Below are 14,971 nucleotides of genomic sequence, written 5' to 3'. Positions count from 1 at the left end.
GCCACGTATCCCGAAAGACCGTCTGGCGCACCGTCAACACATCGATGCGCATCCGATGAAGTGGCTTCTAAGGTTAGTCGACCATACTCGCAAGTGGTTTTTTGAGAAAAAACACACTTTCCGAAGAAGAATTAAAGAAATCCAGCAGAGCGCATATTTTTAAGGGAATTTGTCCTCAGAACAACCGCCATGGCTAGTCGTTGGATGGGGATTGGCCACTAGATCCAGTGTAATCCCCCAACTCATCACCATGAATCGATTCCAATTTCAGACATACTTGAACTTGTGAAATGGTGCCCGCGGCCGGACTCGAACCGGCACGGCCATACGGCCAAGAGATTTTAAGTCTCCAGTGTCTACCATTCCACCACGCGGGCACGAGCCATTCCTAATTGCCCTCCGCCCTACCCGCAAGCACAGATCACAGGTCGGTGCCGTCCGGCTCAACAAGCAGGGCACGCTCCTGTAACCACGGGTTCAAAGCGAGAGCCGCGCGCAAAACATCCTGCGCATCGTCATTACGGCCCAATCCGATCAATGTCAGCGCCTTTCCTGACAAAGCGCCGATATGGGTTGGCAGGATCTCCAACGTGCGGTCCAGATCAACAAGGGCGGCTTCAAGATCGCGCGCGAGGTAGCTGGCAAAAGCCCGCTGATTATACCCTTCGGCATAGTCGGGGCAGTATTCGACCAACCTGTCAAGCGCCCTGCGCGCGCCCAGAAAATCAAAATTACTGCGCCGCGCCATCCCTTCATCAAGCATCGCCTGCGCAATCTCATCTGGGGCATCCAGCCACAACTCCCAAAGCGCCGCATTCACCGGCGCTGCCGCCTCTTGGCTTTCGGCGGCCTTCAATTCCGCAACAAGTTCGGCGATCCGCACACTCTGGTCCGGAACCGGTGGGCAGGCTGCAGCGGCAACAGGTACCGCGATAAGACACAGTGGAGCTATCAATTTCATATTCATACTTCATTATCTGAAGCACTTGCCCGCGTGGTCAAGACATCCCCCCGTCAATTTGTGAAATCTGTGAGAGCCCCTCCTCCTTGACGGCCTGCATCGCCACATAGGTTGACGTGTTCGCCACATGCGGCAAGGTCGAGATTTTTTCGGCCAAGACCGCACGATATCCTGTCATCCCGGCCGTGCGCACTTTCAAAAGGTAATCAAATGCCCCGGCAATCAAATGGCATTGTTCTATCTCCGCCACGCGCAAAACGCCTGCATTGAAGGCCGCCAGCGCCGCTTCACGCGTATCGGTCAGCTTGACCTCGACAAAGGCCACGTGGTCGCGTCCCAGCCGGATTGGATCGTAGAGCGCGCGGTAGCCGCGAATGATCCGGCTTTCCTCAAGCCGTTTGAGACGCGCCTGGGTTGGTGATTTCGACAATCCGATCCTGCGGGCCAGCTCCGTGACGCTGATCCGGCCCTCCATCGCCAGAATGTCGAGAATCTTACGATCAAACCCATCGACGCCATAAGTCTTTTCAGCCATTATAATGCCCCTCAAAAAGCCTAACCGACTTCCATAATGCCATACTGAAGTCCATACGGCCAGTATACACCTGCTATGATGGTCCAAACACCAACAGGAGTATCAGCCATGCCGCACGATCAAACACATTCACTGCGCCACAAAATCGATCTGGCGATGTACCAGGACGAAACCGCGACCGTCCGCGCGCTTGTTGAAACGGCAAACCTGTCTGACACCGACCGTGCCCGTATCAGCACCGCAGCGGCTGATCTTGTACGCGACATCCGCGCCAGCACTGAACCGGGTTTGATGGAGGTGTTTCTGGCTGAATATGGTCTTTCCACGGATGAAGGTATCGCGCTGATGTGTCTGGCAGAGGCACTCTTGCGGGTGCCGGATGCGGACACCATGGACGAGCTGATCGAAGACAAGATCGCACCCTCTGACTGGGGCAAGCATCTGGGCCATTCCGCGTCGTCTTTGGTGAATGCCTCAACCTGGGCGCTTATGCTGACCGGGCGGGTACTCGACAATGAAAAACCGGGGCTCACCCGGCATCTGCGCAGTGCTGTCAAAAGGTTGGGAGAGCCAGTGATCCGCACAGCCGTTGCACGCGCAATGCGCGAAATGGGGCGGCAATTCGTTCTGGGGGAGGACATCACGAAAGCGATGAAACGCGCGGAGGGAATGCAGGCCAAGGGTTTCACCTACAGCTATGACATGCTGGGCGAAGCGGCACGCACCGAAGCGGATGCACGCGGCTATCATCTGGCCTATGCGCGCGCGATCAGCGCGATTGCGGAACACTGTCATTCAGACAGCGTGGCAAAAAATCCCGGCATCTCCGTGAAACTCTCCGCACTGCATCCCCGTTACGAAGTGGCGCAGGAAGCGCGCGTGATGGAAGAGCTTGTGCCGCGCGTGCGGGCGCTGGCGCTTCTGGCGAAATCGGCTGGAATGGGCTTCAACATCGATGCCGAAGAGGCGGATAGGCTTTCGCTGTCACTCGATGTGATAGGTGCGGTGCTGTCAGAACCGGCACTTGCGGGATGGGGCGGCTTCGGAGTTGTCGTGCAGGCCTTCGGACAACGCGCGGCGCTGGTGCTGGACCATCTTTATGCGCTGGCAACACAATGTGATCGCAAGATTATGGTACGCTTGGTCAAAGGTGCCTATTGGGACGCCGAGATTAAGCGCGCGCAAGTCGAAGGCATCGACGGGTTCCCTGTCTTCACGGCAAAACACCACACGGATATCAGCTACATCAGTAACGCACGTAAATTGTTGCGCATGACCGACCGCATCTATCCGCAATTTGCCACCCACAACGCGCATACGGTTCAGGCAGTGCTTGACATTGCAGCACAAGAAAACCGCGGGCCGGAAGCATTTGAATTCCAGCGGCTGCACGGCATGGGCGAAACACTGCACACGCTTGTCCTGAAAGCACGCAACACGCGCTGCCGGATCTATGCACCTGTCGGTGCGCATGAAGACCTGCTGGCCTATCTGGTCCGGCGACTGTTGGAAAACGGCGCCAATTCAAGCTTCGTTAACCAGATCGTCGATGAAGAGGTCGCCCCCGAAATTGTGGCCGCCTGTCCCTTCGATCATATCGGCACCACACCAAACATCACCAAAGGCCCCGATCTCTATCAGCCCGAACGGATCAATTCCAAAGGCTGGGATCTCACCCACGCACCAACACTACAAACAATCGCAAAGGCGCGCAGCCGTTTCGAGAAAACCGTTTTTGTCGCCCATCCCCTGACTTCTTCGGAGCATAAATATCCCCGCCGGAGGCTCCAACACCGACAAGACATCACCAACCCCGCCAAACCGGCCGCGCTGGTGGGCCAGGTGCAAAATGCGACGCGCGCGGACATCGTGACAGCGCTGGAAAGCGCAGAACCATGGGCAGCACCGGTCACAGAACGGGTCGCGATCCTGAACGCGGTTGCTGACGCCTATGAAACCAATGCAGCAGAGCTCTTTGCGATCCTGACGCGCGAAGCCGGCAAAGCTCTGCCAGACGCTGTGGCCGAATTGCGCGAGGCTGTGGATTTCCTGCGCTATTACGCCGCCCAAGCCAAACATGACCGAAAGGCGCGCGGGATTTGGACCTGCATCAGCCCCTGGAACTTTCCGCTCGCGATTTTCACTGGCCAAATTGCAGCCGCACTTGCAGCAGGCAACGGTGTTCTGGCCAAACCTGCCGAAGAGACCCCACTCATCGCCACGCGCGCCATCGCAATGATGCATAAGGCTGGCGTCCCGGTGAACACCCTGCAACTCCTGCCCGGCTCCGGCGATGTTGGCGCAGCCTTGACGGCCGACCCGCGCATCAATGGTGTCGCCTTTACCGGTTCAACGGCGACGGCCCTCAAGATCAGAGCCAACATGGCTGAACATTGCGCGCCCGGCACACCCTTGATTGCAGAAACTGGCGGGTTGAACGCAATGATCGTTGACAGCACCGCGTTGCCGGAACATGCCGTGCGCGACATTATCAACGGTGCCTTCCGCTCCGCCGGTCAACGCTGTTCGGCGTTGCGTTGCCTCTATGTGCAAGAGGACATCGCAGAGACCCTCCTGAAAATGCTCAAAGGGGCGATGGATCAACTGCAAGTCGGGAACCCATGGCACCTGTCTACAGATGTGGGCCCGGTGATTGATGCAGTTGCACGCCAGGCAATTGCGGAGCATATCGCGCAAGCACGTCAAGACGGCCGCCTGATCCATCAGATCAAGGCCCCATCGCAAGGCCATTTCATTGCACCCACCGCCCTTCGCGTGACCGGCATCGCCGATATGACAAGGGAAGTCTTCGGCCCAGTGCTGCACGTCGCCACCTTCAAATCGCATGCGTTGGAAGACGTCATCAGCGCCATCAACGCGACGGGCTATGGCCTCACATTCGGGCTGCACAGCCGCATTGACGACCGGGTACAAACCATTGTCGAGAAGGTGGAAGCTGCCAACATCTATGTGAACCGCGATCAGATCGGCGCTATCGTCGGAAGCCAGCCCTTCGGCGGCCAAGGCATGTCGGGGACTGGTCCGAAAGCGGGAGGGCCGCATTATCTGCCGCGCTTTACCGCCAATCCGAAGGAGCCCGAAAACACCGGATGGACGCAAGACGCAGACATTGGCGCGCTCAAGAAAGAACTGGCTACTGCCGCTGTCCCGACCTACATGCAATCCGTGACCGACCTGCCCGGACCAACTGGCGAATCCAACCGCCACAGCACCCACCCGCGTGGCCCGATCCTGTGCATGGGACCAGGCGAGGCGCTGGCGGAAGCGCAGCGCGCCGCAGTGCGAGCGCTCGGCGGCGTAGGTATTTCTGCCACAGGACATCTGCCGCCTGAAACGCTGACGGACCTTAGGCCAGTAGCAGGCGTGATTTGGTGGGGGAGCCCAGACACCGGACGGGCCATCGAAATGGCCTTGCGCCAGCGCGTTGGCCCGATAACCGCGCTGGTCACCGAGCGACCGGACGCCGCACATGTCCTGCATGAACGCCACGTTTGCATCGACACAACTGCTGCCGGCGGAAACGCCGCACTTCTGGCGGAGGTCGCAGGCAAAGCTCCCTCTTGACCCACCCGAAGACATCCGCGACGGTCCGCCCATGATCCCGATACGCGACCACAATCCGTCCGAACGCACGCCCTATATCACGCTCAGTTTGATCGCCCTTAATACCGCGGTCTTTCTGGGCGGGCTGGCACTGCTGCAAACTGACTACGCGCTTTCCCTGTTCTATTACGATTATGCTCTTCTGCCGTTCCGCATTTCCGGTGGAGAGAATTACAGCGCATTGGTCACGTCGGTATTTTTGCACGGTGGCGTCCTGCATCTGGCAGGTAATATGTTGTTTTTGTGGATTTTCGGAGACAACCTGGAAGATGAAATGGGGCATATTCCCTTCCTGATCTTCTATCTGCTATGTGGGATCGGCGCGAGCCTTGCGCAGGTCGTCACCGACCCTTTGTCACAGATCCCCACCGTCGGCGCGTCGGGTGCGATTGCAGGTGTGATGGGCGGGTATCTGTTGCTCTATCCAAAAGCGAAGGTCGACATTTTCATCTTCTTTGTCGTCTTCTTCCGCATCTTCCCAATCCCCGCATGGATCATGTTGGGGCTTTGGTTTGCAATCCAACTGTTCAACGGCATCAATGTCGAACCGTCATTGGGCGGCGTGGCCTACTGGGCGCATGCGGGAGGGTTCGTGATCGGGTTTCTGGGCACACTTCCGCTCTGGTTCAGACGCGGAGGGGTTTTGTTTTGGCGGCAAACGCATGGGGTGCCGCCACATCCTGAAGCGCAGTACGGGCGCAGCAGCGTCCCGGTAGTCCGGCGTTAGGCTTTGCGGATCACCTTCGCGAAGGTCTCGAAAATAGGTTCGTTGGCGCAGATCATCTCACCATCCGCGAGGATATCACCGTTCTTGCTCAAAGGCTCGACGATCCCGCCAGCCTCGCGGACGATCACGATCCCTGCGGCAATGTCCCATGCGTGCAATCGACGCTCCCAGAAGCCTTCATAGCGGCCAGCGGCGACATAGGCGAGATCAAGTGCCGCGGCGCCAAAGCGGCGGACACCGGCACAGGTCGGCATGATCCGCGCCAGATCCTGCAATGTTTCAGGCAAATCGGCGCGGCCACCAAAGGGCAGTCCGGTCGCAAAAATGCTTTCGATCATCCGGTGACGGACCGAAACGCGCATCCGGCTTTCATTCATCCAGGCACCTGTACCCTTTTCGGCGTAAAACATTTCGTCTTTGACAGGATCGTAAATCACACCGGCCACGATCTGGCCTTTGTGTTCAAGAGCAATCGAGACCGCCCAATGTGGCAAACCATGCAGAAAGTTTGTCGTGCCATCAAGCGGGTCAACGATCCAGCGGCGGGTCGGATCTTCGCCTGCAATTTCCTTGCCTTCTTCGCCCATAAAACCATAGGTCGGGCGCGCCGCCATCAATTCTTCCATAATCAAGGCTTCGGCTGCTTTGTCCGCACGGCTGACAAAATCACCGGGGCCCTTTGAGCTTACCTGAAGATTTTCGACCTCACCAAAGTCCTTGAGCAACCCGCGCCCGGCCTTGCGCGCGGTTTTCATCATCACGTTGAGATTTGCACTGCCAGCCATGTCGGGCGTCCTCGGTTTTTGGGGTCAAGCGCGGCGTATAGGGCCAAGCGACTGGCGGAACAAGGGGCAAGATTGCCTTAACTATGAATGCAATTCGCGGGCCCGGCTTAACGGATTGTTTGGGCGGTTCCTCGATAGCGTTGAGGAGGACGCAAAAGGATTGCGATGGAACTGCCCAAACTCGAACATCTCAGGCATCAGACCCAGATCGCGGGCCATATCTCAGGCCGTGATGTGCCAAAACGGGCTGGGTCTGCTTTGCTGATGGTCGCTGTTTGCCAAATCGCCGGGTTCGAATGGGAAGGGTTGGTGCTGGGCTGTAGTGTCATGGCGCTGGAAGTCTTGGCTTATCCGCTGAACAAGCGCGCGTCGAATTTTGAAAGACCGCTTACCAAACGCATGGTAATCGCCGTATTCTTGGTAAACTGGACGGCGATGTTCCCCTTCTTGGGCTTCGGGGTCACCTTGGCGCACAGCGATATACTTCCTTTCGTCTTGGCAGGCTTCGTGTGGGCATTCGGCATTTCCATTCACATCAGCAACACTTTCGGACTGCTGCCGATATACAACTGGAGCCAGATTATCCCTGCCTTCACAACCAAATTCGTAATGCTCTGGCACGCCTCCCAAAACCCGGCTTTCACGACTGCGCCGCTTTTCTGGCTTTTGACCTCTGTGGTCGTCGTTGTGTACTTCGCGAACACATTCGACACGATGAACCTGCAAAAAGATACACATAAGGCGCTGGAACAGGCGCGCAATGTTGCCAACGCGCGTTTGGCCGATCTTGAACGGCTGTCGCGTTGTGACGGGCTGACAGGGTTGTTGAACAGGCGCGCATTCGACGAGGTTGTGCAAAGCATGATGAACCAGCACGGCAACCGGAATGGGGTAACCGTCTTCTCAATCGATTTGGACGGATTCAAGCCGATAAATGACAGCTACGGGCATGTTGCCGGCGACAGTGTCTTGGGTGCAGTGGCGGATCGGCTGACCATGCTTGCCCAACGGGGCGATCACGTTGCGCGCACAGGGGGGGATGAGTTTTCGCTTCTCACCGGCGCCATTACGACAGAAACGAAAGCCCGTGAATTCGCACAGAATATGATCGCCGCTCTCACGCAAGAAATCCCTTTTGAGCAAAAGCAACTGCGTATCGGAGTGAGCATCGGCATTGCCCGACAGGGACCGGGTGCACAAACGCCTCCGGAACTGCTGTCAGGGGCAGATCAGGCTATGTACAGGGCCAAACAGGACGATGACAACAAAATCAAAGTCTATGACAAAGCAGCTTTTCCTGTGCGCGCCACTTTGGAAGATCGGCAAATGCTGCTCGATGCCATGCTGGAAGCGCAGATCATCCCGTATTACCAGCCCAAAGTGAATATCAACACAGGAGAAACCGTAGGCTTTGAGGCGCTTTCGCGTTGGAAGCACCCAACCCGCGGCCTACTGCCCCCTTCGCAGTTTTTGCCGATGATGAACGAGCTTGGCTTGCAAGGCGCATTCATGACACACACCGCCGCGAAGGTGATGGAGGATCTGGCGCTTTTTGTTGAGGACGGATTGGATCCCGGGCAAATCTCGATCAATATGTCCGAGGTTGCCTTGGCCACGCTGGTTGGCCGCAAAGAACTCTTTGCCGTTATCGACAAATATCCGGATTTGCGCCCTTTTCTGACCTTCGAAATCACTGAGGACATCTTTATTGCCCGTTCAAGCGAAATCATCCGCAGGTCAATTGAGATGTTTCGCGAATCCGGCGTGCGCATTTCGCTGGATGATTTTGGTACCGGCTACGCCTCACTCCAGCATCTCAAAGAGCTCGCCTTTGATGAGTTGAAGCTGGATACGGGCTTTGTGCGTGATCTGGGCGTTGATCCGGCGTCAGAGGTTCTCACCGCCAGTCTGGTGACGATTGCGTGCGGGCTAGGCGTTGAACTTATCGCCGAAGGTGTCGAAACGCAGACCCAGCGCGACATGCTTGCAAATATGGGCTACAAATATGTGCAGGGGTACCTATACGGAGGGGCGATGGCGTTCGACGATGCCTATCTACGCCTTTTCAAGGAAGGCCGCGCGTTGCAATCCAATGCTAGACGTCAACAGCGCGTTGCAGTTTGACCGCTTCTTGGCGCGCAAGCCGGAGCAAGTGCGCCATATAGGGGCGGGTCGTATCATCTGACCGCGTAACCGCATAGAGCCGGCGTGTCATTCCGCCTTTCGTTAATGGCCGCGTGACATAGTCGGCGTTGTAGCGCACCTGCTGCACAACCCAATCCGGCAATACCGCCACACCACGGTTGGACGCCACAAGCAACAAGATCACCGCGGTCAGTTCAACTTGGCGTACGGCCGCAGGTTCAACCTTCGCCGGGGTCAATAGTTGCGAAAAGACATCAAGCCGCGCGCGATCCACCGGATAGGTAATGAGCGTTTCACCCCGAAAGTCCGCTGCCTCAATCACGGCTTTTTCCGCCAGTCGATGTGACGCGGCGGCGACAAAAACAGGTTCATAGTCAAAAAGCGGTGTAAAGTCTGTCTCCGGTAAGTCTTCGGGATCTGACGAAACGACAAGATCAACCTCTTCCTTGCGCAATGCCGGCAAGGCATCAAAGGCAAGACCGGGGCGAATATCGACATCCACATCGGGCCAGGCCTTGCGGAATTGTTCAAGCACCGGAAAGAGCCACTCAAAGCAAGCGTGGCATTCGATCGCGATATGCAATCGGCCCGACTTGCCCGCGATCAATCCGTCAAACTCAGCCTCCAGAGCCACCACCTGAGGCAAGATCGACTCTGCCGCAGCGAGCAGCCGCATCCCCGCAGCAGACAGTTTGAGTGGCTTGGACCGCCGCACAAAAAGCTCAACACCGGCTTGATCCTCAATCCCTTTGATCTGATGGGACAACGCCGATTGGGTGATATTGAGCTGATCGGCGGCGCGCGCCAGACCACCGGTATCATGGATCGCCTTGATTGTGCGCAGATGGCGAAACTGGATATTCATTTATGAGCCAACCTCATTACATTAGTGAAGTTTATGAATTTGATTTGATGAGTGGAGTAGACGACAACGCAATGGCAAGCAAGAGGTACGCCTATGTCCAAACCTACCCTGTCGTTCGAATTCTTCCCGCCCAAGACCCTTGAAGGCGCCTTTCGCCTGCATGACTGCGTGCAAACGCTCGCTCCACTGGAGCCAACTTTTGTCTCCGTGACCTACGGCGCTGGCGGTACAACGCGTCAGTTGACCCATGAGGCCGTCACCGCCATTCAAACGACAAGCACTCTCAATGTGGCCGCGCATTTGACATGTGTCGATGCGACCAAAGCGGACATCCTGAAGATCGCGGATCGCTATGCTGCCTCTGGTGTGCGCGATATCGTTGCATTGCGTGGCGACGCCCCGGCGGGTGCGCCCAAATTTGGCGCCCATTCGAACGGTTTTCCCAGCTCCGTCGATCTCGTCACAGCGCTTGCAATGCGCGGCCAATTCAACATCCGCGTTGGCGCCTACCCTGAGACCCATCCAGAAGCCGCCAGCCCAACTGCCGACATCGCCTACCTGAAACGCAAGTTTGACGCAGGCGCGAGCGCGGCCATTACGCAATTCTTTTTCGAGGCTGATACTTTCTTCCGTTTCCGGGACGCCTGTGTGAAAGCAGGGATCGATGCCCCCATTATTCCCGGCATTTTGCCCGTCACAAGCTGGAACGGCACGCAGCGCTTTGCTGCACAATGCGGCGCGTCCATTCCGCAAGTGGTCCGTGATGCATTTGAAAAGGTCACCGACCCTGAGACGGAAACGATGCTGGCAACAGCCGTGGCTACGGAACTTTGCGATGATTTGTTGAGCGGCGGGGTCGATCACCTGCATTTCTACACGCTCAACCGGCCAGAATTGTCGCGTGCCGTTTGCAAAGCGCTCGGGATTGAAACCAAAACGCAGTTGCAAAAGGTGGCCTGAGCGATCAGCCTTGGTCAAAACCAAAGACCGATAGCCAATGCCCCTCGCCAGCGCCCCGTCCGACTTGCCCGATCTCGAAACGACACTTTCGATGTCAGGTCTCGCATTCATGCAAGCGATCAAGACAGGCAATTTGCCGGAACCGGCGATGTGGGGGACGGCACAGTGTCATCTGCACAGCGTCGCATCCGGCGAAGTTGTCATCCGCGCCACGCCGCAATTCCAGCACACAAACCCTGCGGGCGCCGTGCATGGCGGCTGGTATGGGACGCTGCTGGATACCTGCATGTCCTGTGCGGTGATGACGGTCACACCCAAAGGATCGGTCTACACGACGCTGGAATACAAGGTTAATCTTGTGTTCGCGATCCCGGTCGGTACGACGATCCTTGCCACTGGGACCATCGCCCATTCCGGCCGCAGTACCGGTGTTGCGTTGGGTGAGATCAGGGACGCTGAAAGTGGAAAGCTTTATGCCACAGGTTCAGCCACCTGCCTGATTATGAAGCACCGCTGAGGCCGCGCTGTCGATTGATGGATGCAAGCTCTCGGACGGGTCCACACCTACTTTCCGGCGTTTGCGCGACAGAAATATCCGCGCCCATCCGTGCCATCTGCCAATGGATGGCGCATCAGGATCCTGCGCAAAGCGATCCTCCCACCCATCTGGCAACGCCACGCCGCAAGTTGCCAGCCGCTGCAACATCCAAACCAGCGGGATATTTGCCAAAGGACGCGCTGCGGGATGCTGCCAAACCTGCCCGCCAACATCGGCATGGGTGCCACGAAACCAGACTTGCTCCATATGGCCTGGCCATTCGGGCGGGCCAGACCACATCACGGGCGCATAGGCCCGCCGTGTTTCATCAATGGCGAGCGCATGGAAACCATTGCGGATATGCGGCCCCAAGGCATCATTGTGGAAGTCATGTTGCCGCTGTCCCCACTTCCAGACAATCGGCAGCCTGATGCCCAGCGCCTTGACCGTGTCAAAGACCCCCACCGCCTCGATCATCACGTCAGGGTGACAGTATTGGTTGCGAAATACCTCTGCCGCGGCGCTTTGCGCGGCCGTTTGGTAGTGCCGGTAGGCCTGTCTGATCTGGCGTTCTGTCGCGCAATCTTGGCGGAGCAATCCGACCATATCGATCACGCCAGCCAGTGATCGCACCGCGAATGCGCCACGCGAATACCCCAACAAGACAATCCGGTCACCCGGCCGGTAGCGCGATGCTACAACGCCGTAAGCGCGCCTGATCTGCCTGTTTATTCCCTTGCCAGAGATGACATCCCAGGTATTTGACCAATCCCGCCACTGGATGCCCGCCTCATAGTGCACGGTCATATTGGATTGTACGCTGACCTCACTCATCAATTTGAAGGCGATCCCTGCATTGGTTTCGCGCCCGACGACCAGCGAAGACATGGTGCCATCTAGGATCACGATATGGGTCGCCGCCCCGCGGTGGCGCACGCCCCGTTCTTCGGTGCGGGCACGACGACCAAAAAGCCCAAAAAACCAATCACGTATCGGCATGTATGTCCTTTGACGGACCCGAACGGTCCTTTGCGCCACTATTGGTCAGGTGCGACGGAAGGTCCAGAAAACTTGGTGTGATTTCATGGAAGTCGCTGGCAAGCGCGACATGTCGCAAAATGACCGATGTGATTTCTTCAGCAGACGGGAGGATACCATGCGACCAACACTTGCCCTTCAGGACGGCCATTTAAACGACGCACAGGTGCAACAATACTGGGACGATGGCTATCTTTTCCCGCTGCCTGCTTTGCCAACGCAAGACGCGCTGAACTACCGCAAAGAGATTGAAACGATTGAGCGCGACTGGTTGGACAATGGCTTGCCGCTTCCGCTGAACACCTACAAACGCATCAACGCCCATGTTGTCATGCCTATGGTCGCGCAGATTGCGACCTGCCCGGCAGTGCTTGATGTCATCGAAGGCATACTTGGGCCTGACATTATGGTCTTCTCAGGCGAGTTTTTCATCAAGGAGCCACGCACGAAACATATCGTCTCAATGCATCAGGACCTGACCTATTGGGGCCTTGGGGCAATTGACGGGTTGGTCACTGCATGGATCCCGCTATCGCCTGCCACACCTGCATCCGGCTGCATGGATTTTGTCAAGGCTAGCCACAAGAATGCGATCCTGCCGCATGAAGACACCTTCGACGAAAACAACCTGCTCAGCCGCGGTCAAGAGGTGAAGGTTGATGTTGCCGATGAACAGAAAACCGCCATTGAGATCCACCCCGGTCAAATGAGCCTGCATCACGGGCTCACCATTCATGGTTCTGGCCCAAACGCCAGCGACGACAGGCGCATCGCCTGCGTTATCCGCTACATTCGCCCCGATATGCAGCAAGAAGTCGGCGAAATAGATTACGCCATGCCTGCACGCGGCCAAGACAGACATGGCAACTTCATCCATGTCCCGCAGCCGACGGAAAACTTCGCCCCAGATGCATTGGCGCTTTACGATGAGATCCGAGAAGCCCAAACTCAGGTCATGATGAAGGGCGCATCAGGCAAGACGGAGATGTACATATAATGGACCGGGTCAAATTCACCGCCATGAAAGACGGCGACAAGGAAGACTACGACTTTCTGACCGAACATGAAGTGGAATACACCAAAGGCACTGCCGGTCGTTTGCTTCAAGCGATGGTCAGTCTTGATGAGGGACTTTCCGGGTATCAAATCACGCGCCTTGGCCATTCCCTGCAATCGGCAACGCGCGCAGAGCGTGACGGAGCTGACATTGATTGGATCGTTGCCGCACTTTTGCATGACATCGGCGACATATATGCGCCCTATAATCACGACGAATATGCGGCCAGCATTCTGCGCCCTTTTGTACGCGAACAGGTCACTTGGGTTGTTGAAAAACACGGTGACTTCCAGCTCGTCTATTACGGCGAACATGTCGGCGCGAACCCAGACAAACGCGACGCTTACCGCGACAGTCCATATTTTGATGACTGTGCAGCCTTCTGCGAGCGCTGGGATCAAAGCTCTTTCGATCCAACCTATGACACACTGCCGTTGTCGCATTTCGCCGCGCGCGTGGAAGAGGTTTTCGCCCGCACACCCTACGACCCTGACGTCATCAGGGCAGGCCGACGTGTACCGCTCGTCGCCACCTAAACCAAGGCGATCGGCAACACCCCCTTTTCCTTCCTGCCCCCCTCCGCTATCTGAGCCAAAGACCAAGTGGAGTTGCGGCTCTGGCCATGGACAAGACATTCAACGCAGGCGAAGCAGAAGCCCGCATTTACAAGATGTGGGAAGAAGCTGGCGCATTCAAAGCGGGTGCCAACGCATCGCGCGATGAAACCTTCTGCATCATGTTGCCGCCCCCCAATGTCACCGGCCACCTGCACGTCGGCCACGCTTTTAACCACACGTTGATGGATATGCTGACCCGCTGGAAGCGGATGCAGGGTTACGACACGCTTTGGCAGCCCGGATTGGACCACGCTGGCATCGCCACCCAGTTGATGGTTGAAAAGGATCTAGCCGAAACGCAGCAGCCCAAGCGCACCGAAATGGGCCGCGAGAAATTCCTTGAGAAAGTCTGGGAATGGAAAGCCGCCAAAGGTGGCACGATTGAACAACAGGCCCGACGTCTGGGCGATAGCATGGATTGGTCCCGCTCTGCCTTTACGATGTCGGGTGCCGAAAGCGCGCCTGCAACTGAAAGGCCCGGCAATTTCCACGATGCAGTGCTGAAAGTCTTTGTTGAGATGTACAACAAGGGCCTGATCTACCGCGGCAAACGTCTGGTCAACTGGGACCCGCACTTTGAGACCGCGATTTCCGATCTTGAGGTCGAAAACATCGAAGTTGACGGCCACATGTGGCACTTCAAATATCCGCTGGCTGGCGGCGAAACCTATGAATACGTCGAGAAAGACGAAGACGGCAACGTCACCCTGCGCGAGACCCGCAATTACATTTCCATCGCCACAACCCGCCCGGAAACGATGCTCGGTGATGGTGCTGTTGCCGTCCATAAAGACGACGCGCGCTATGCGCCGATTGTCGGAAAGCTCTGCGAAATTCCCGTTGGCCCAAAGGCCCAGCGCCGCCTGATCCCGATCATCACGGACCCCTACCCTGATATGACCTTCGGCTCTGGTGCGGTGAAAATCACCGGCGCGCATGACTTCAACGACTACGAAGTCGCCAAGCGCGCTGGCATCCCAATGTACGCGCTGATGGATACTAAAGGGGCGATGCGGGCCGACGGAAAACCATATGTGGAAGAGGCCGCAACCTCCCAAGCCATCGCGAATGGCACTCAGGATTTCGACGAGGCGATGATCGCCGCAATGAACATGGTCC

13 protein-coding genes and 1 tRNA gene are annotated in these 14,971 nt (G+C 57.0%); 8 read left to right on the top strand and 6 right to left on the bottom strand.

Annotated elements, in window-relative coordinates:
- Positions 1 to 291: 291 nt before the first annotated feature.
- The 3 genes from ACFDSS_RS08950 to ACFDSS_RS08940 form a co-directional block, all read right to left on the bottom strand.
- A tRNA-Leu gene (locus tag ACFDSS_RS08950) sits at positions 292 to 377 on the bottom strand.
- A gap of 44 nt (positions 378 to 421) precedes the next feature.
- A complete protein-coding gene (locus ACFDSS_RS08945; protein ID WP_375255407.1) occupies positions 422 to 961 on the bottom strand; it encodes a tetratricopeptide repeat protein in 540 nt (179 codons plus the stop codon).
- A 37-nt stretch (positions 962 to 998) separates the two neighbouring features.
- On the bottom strand, positions 999 to 1,496 hold the full coding sequence (locus ACFDSS_RS08940; RefSeq protein WP_375255406.1) for an Lrp/AsnC family transcriptional regulator: 498 nt from the start codon (positions 1,494 to 1,496) through the stop codon (positions 999 to 1,001).
- 108 nt (positions 1,497 to 1,604) lie between these two features.
- Between ACFDSS_RS08940 and putA the strand changes: the two genes are divergently transcribed.
- Positions 1,605 to 5,081 carry a bifunctional proline dehydrogenase/L-glutamate gamma-semialdehyde dehydrogenase PutA gene (putA, locus tag ACFDSS_RS08935; RefSeq protein ID WP_375255405.1) on the top strand — a complete coding sequence of 1,159 codons (3,477 nt, stop codon included), beginning with the start codon at positions 1,605 to 1,607 and terminating at the stop codon, positions 5,079 to 5,081.
- Positions 5,082 to 5,112: 31 nt separating this feature from the next.
- The gene (locus ACFDSS_RS08930) at positions 5,113 to 5,847 is read left to right on the top strand and encodes a rhomboid family intramembrane serine protease (protein WP_375255404.1); all 735 of its coding nucleotides are present in this window, start codon (positions 5,113 to 5,115) and stop codon (positions 5,845 to 5,847) included.
- Here the strand turns inward: ACFDSS_RS08930 and ACFDSS_RS08925 are convergent.
- Positions 5,844 to 6,632 (bottom strand): inositol monophosphatase family protein, encoded by a 789-nt coding sequence (locus ACFDSS_RS08925; protein WP_375255403.1) that lies wholly within the window; start codon positions 6,630 to 6,632, stop codon positions 5,844 to 5,846. The genes ACFDSS_RS08930 and ACFDSS_RS08925 overlap by 4 nt on opposite strands.
- Before the next feature lie 165 nt (positions 6,633 to 6,797).
- Between ACFDSS_RS08925 and ACFDSS_RS08920 the strand changes: the two genes are divergently transcribed.
- Positions 6,798 to 8,756, top strand: a complete 1,959-nt coding sequence (locus tag ACFDSS_RS08920; protein ID WP_375255402.1) for a putative bifunctional diguanylate cyclase/phosphodiesterase — start codon at positions 6,798 to 6,800, stop codon at positions 8,754 to 8,756.
- Here the strand turns inward: ACFDSS_RS08920 and ACFDSS_RS08915 are convergent.
- Positions 8,728 to 9,642 (bottom strand): LysR substrate-binding domain-containing protein, encoded by a 915-nt coding sequence (locus ACFDSS_RS08915; RefSeq protein WP_375255401.1) that lies wholly within the window; start codon positions 9,640 to 9,642, stop codon positions 8,728 to 8,730. The two genes, ACFDSS_RS08920 and ACFDSS_RS08915, sit on opposite strands and share 29 nt — an antisense overlap.
- A gap of 93 nt (positions 9,643 to 9,735) precedes the next feature.
- Between ACFDSS_RS08915 and metF the strand changes: the two genes are divergently transcribed.
- Complete coding sequence (metF, locus tag ACFDSS_RS08910) at positions 9,736 to 10,602, top strand: methylenetetrahydrofolate reductase [NAD(P)H] (RefSeq protein ID WP_375255400.1); 867 nt, start codon at positions 9,736 to 9,738, stop codon at positions 10,600 to 10,602.
- 37 nt (positions 10,603 to 10,639) lie between these two features.
- The gene (locus ACFDSS_RS08905) at positions 10,640 to 11,119 is read left to right on the top strand and encodes a PaaI family thioesterase (protein ID WP_375255399.1); all 480 of its coding nucleotides are present in this window, start codon (positions 10,640 to 10,642) and stop codon (positions 11,117 to 11,119) included.
- Here ACFDSS_RS08905 and ACFDSS_RS08900 read toward each other — a convergent pair.
- Complete coding sequence (locus tag ACFDSS_RS08900) at positions 11,087 to 12,139, bottom strand: DUF2235 domain-containing protein (RefSeq protein WP_375255398.1); 1,053 nt, start codon at positions 12,137 to 12,139, stop codon at positions 11,087 to 11,089. The genes ACFDSS_RS08905 and ACFDSS_RS08900 overlap by 33 nt on opposite strands.
- 157 nt (positions 12,140 to 12,296) lie before the next feature.
- On the opposite strand from ACFDSS_RS08900, the gene ACFDSS_RS08895 reads away from it, so the two are divergent.
- The 3 genes from ACFDSS_RS08895 to ACFDSS_RS08885 all read left to right on the top strand — a co-directional run.
- Entirely contained in the window at positions 12,297 to 13,175 is an 879-nt protein-coding gene (locus ACFDSS_RS08895) for a phytanoyl-CoA dioxygenase family protein (RefSeq protein ID WP_375255397.1), read from the top strand.
- Positions 13,175 to 13,771 (top strand): HD domain-containing protein, encoded by a 597-nt coding sequence (locus ACFDSS_RS08890; protein WP_375255396.1) that lies wholly within the window; start codon positions 13,175 to 13,177, stop codon positions 13,769 to 13,771. Before ACFDSS_RS08895 ends, ACFDSS_RS08890 begins: the two co-directional genes overlap by 1 nt.
- Before the next feature lie 80 nt (positions 13,772 to 13,851).
- Positions 13,852 to 14,971, top strand: a 1,120-nt coding sequence (locus ACFDSS_RS08885) for a class I tRNA ligase family protein (protein ID WP_375255408.1), incomplete at its 3' end; no start/stop codon positions are given.

Origin of the sequence: Yoonia sp. (assembly GCF_042093035.1) — a bacterium.
Taxonomy (GTDB): Bacteria; Pseudomonadota; Alphaproteobacteria; order Rhodobacterales; family Rhodobacteraceae; genus Yoonia.
This window is presented reverse-complemented; position numbering and strand designations above follow the sequence as displayed.

Excerpts from the sequence above, each read along its gene's own strand:
- ACFDSS_RS08945 (WP_375255407.1), bottom strand. The coding sequence starts at position 961 with ATGAAATTGATAGCTCCACTGTGTCTTATCGCGGTACCTGTTGCCGCT.
- ACFDSS_RS08940 (WP_375255406.1), bottom strand. The coding sequence starts at position 1,496 with ATGGCTGAAAAGACTTATGGCGTCGATGGGTTTGATCGTAAGATTCTC.
- putA (WP_375255405.1), top strand. The coding sequence starts at position 1,605 with ATGCCGCACGATCAAACACATTCACTGCGCCACAAAATCGATCTGGCG.
- ACFDSS_RS08930 (WP_375255404.1), top strand. The coding sequence starts at position 5,113 with ATGATCCCGATACGCGACCACAATCCGTCCGAACGCACGCCCTATATC.
- ACFDSS_RS08925 (WP_375255403.1), bottom strand. The coding sequence starts at position 6,632 with ATGGCTGGCAGTGCAAATCTCAACGTGATGATGAAAACCGCGCGCAAG.
- ACFDSS_RS08920 (WP_375255402.1), top strand. The coding sequence starts at position 6,798 with ATGGAACTGCCCAAACTCGAACATCTCAGGCATCAGACCCAGATCGCG.
- ACFDSS_RS08915 (WP_375255401.1), bottom strand. The coding sequence starts at position 9,642 with ATGAATATCCAGTTTCGCCATCTGCGCACAATCAAGGCGATCCATGAT.
- metF (WP_375255400.1), top strand. The coding sequence starts at position 9,736 with ATGTCCAAACCTACCCTGTCGTTCGAATTCTTCCCGCCCAAGACCCTT.
- ACFDSS_RS08905 (WP_375255399.1), top strand. The coding sequence starts at position 10,640 with ATGCCCCTCGCCAGCGCCCCGTCCGACTTGCCCGATCTCGAAACGACA.
- ACFDSS_RS08900 (WP_375255398.1), bottom strand. The coding sequence starts at position 12,139 with ATGCCGATACGTGATTGGTTTTTTGGGCTTTTTGGTCGTCGTGCCCGC.
- ACFDSS_RS08895 (WP_375255397.1), top strand. The coding sequence starts at position 12,297 with ATGCGACCAACACTTGCCCTTCAGGACGGCCATTTAAACGACGCACAG.
- ACFDSS_RS08890 (WP_375255396.1), top strand. The coding sequence starts at position 13,175 with ATGGACCGGGTCAAATTCACCGCCATGAAAGACGGCGACAAGGAAGAC.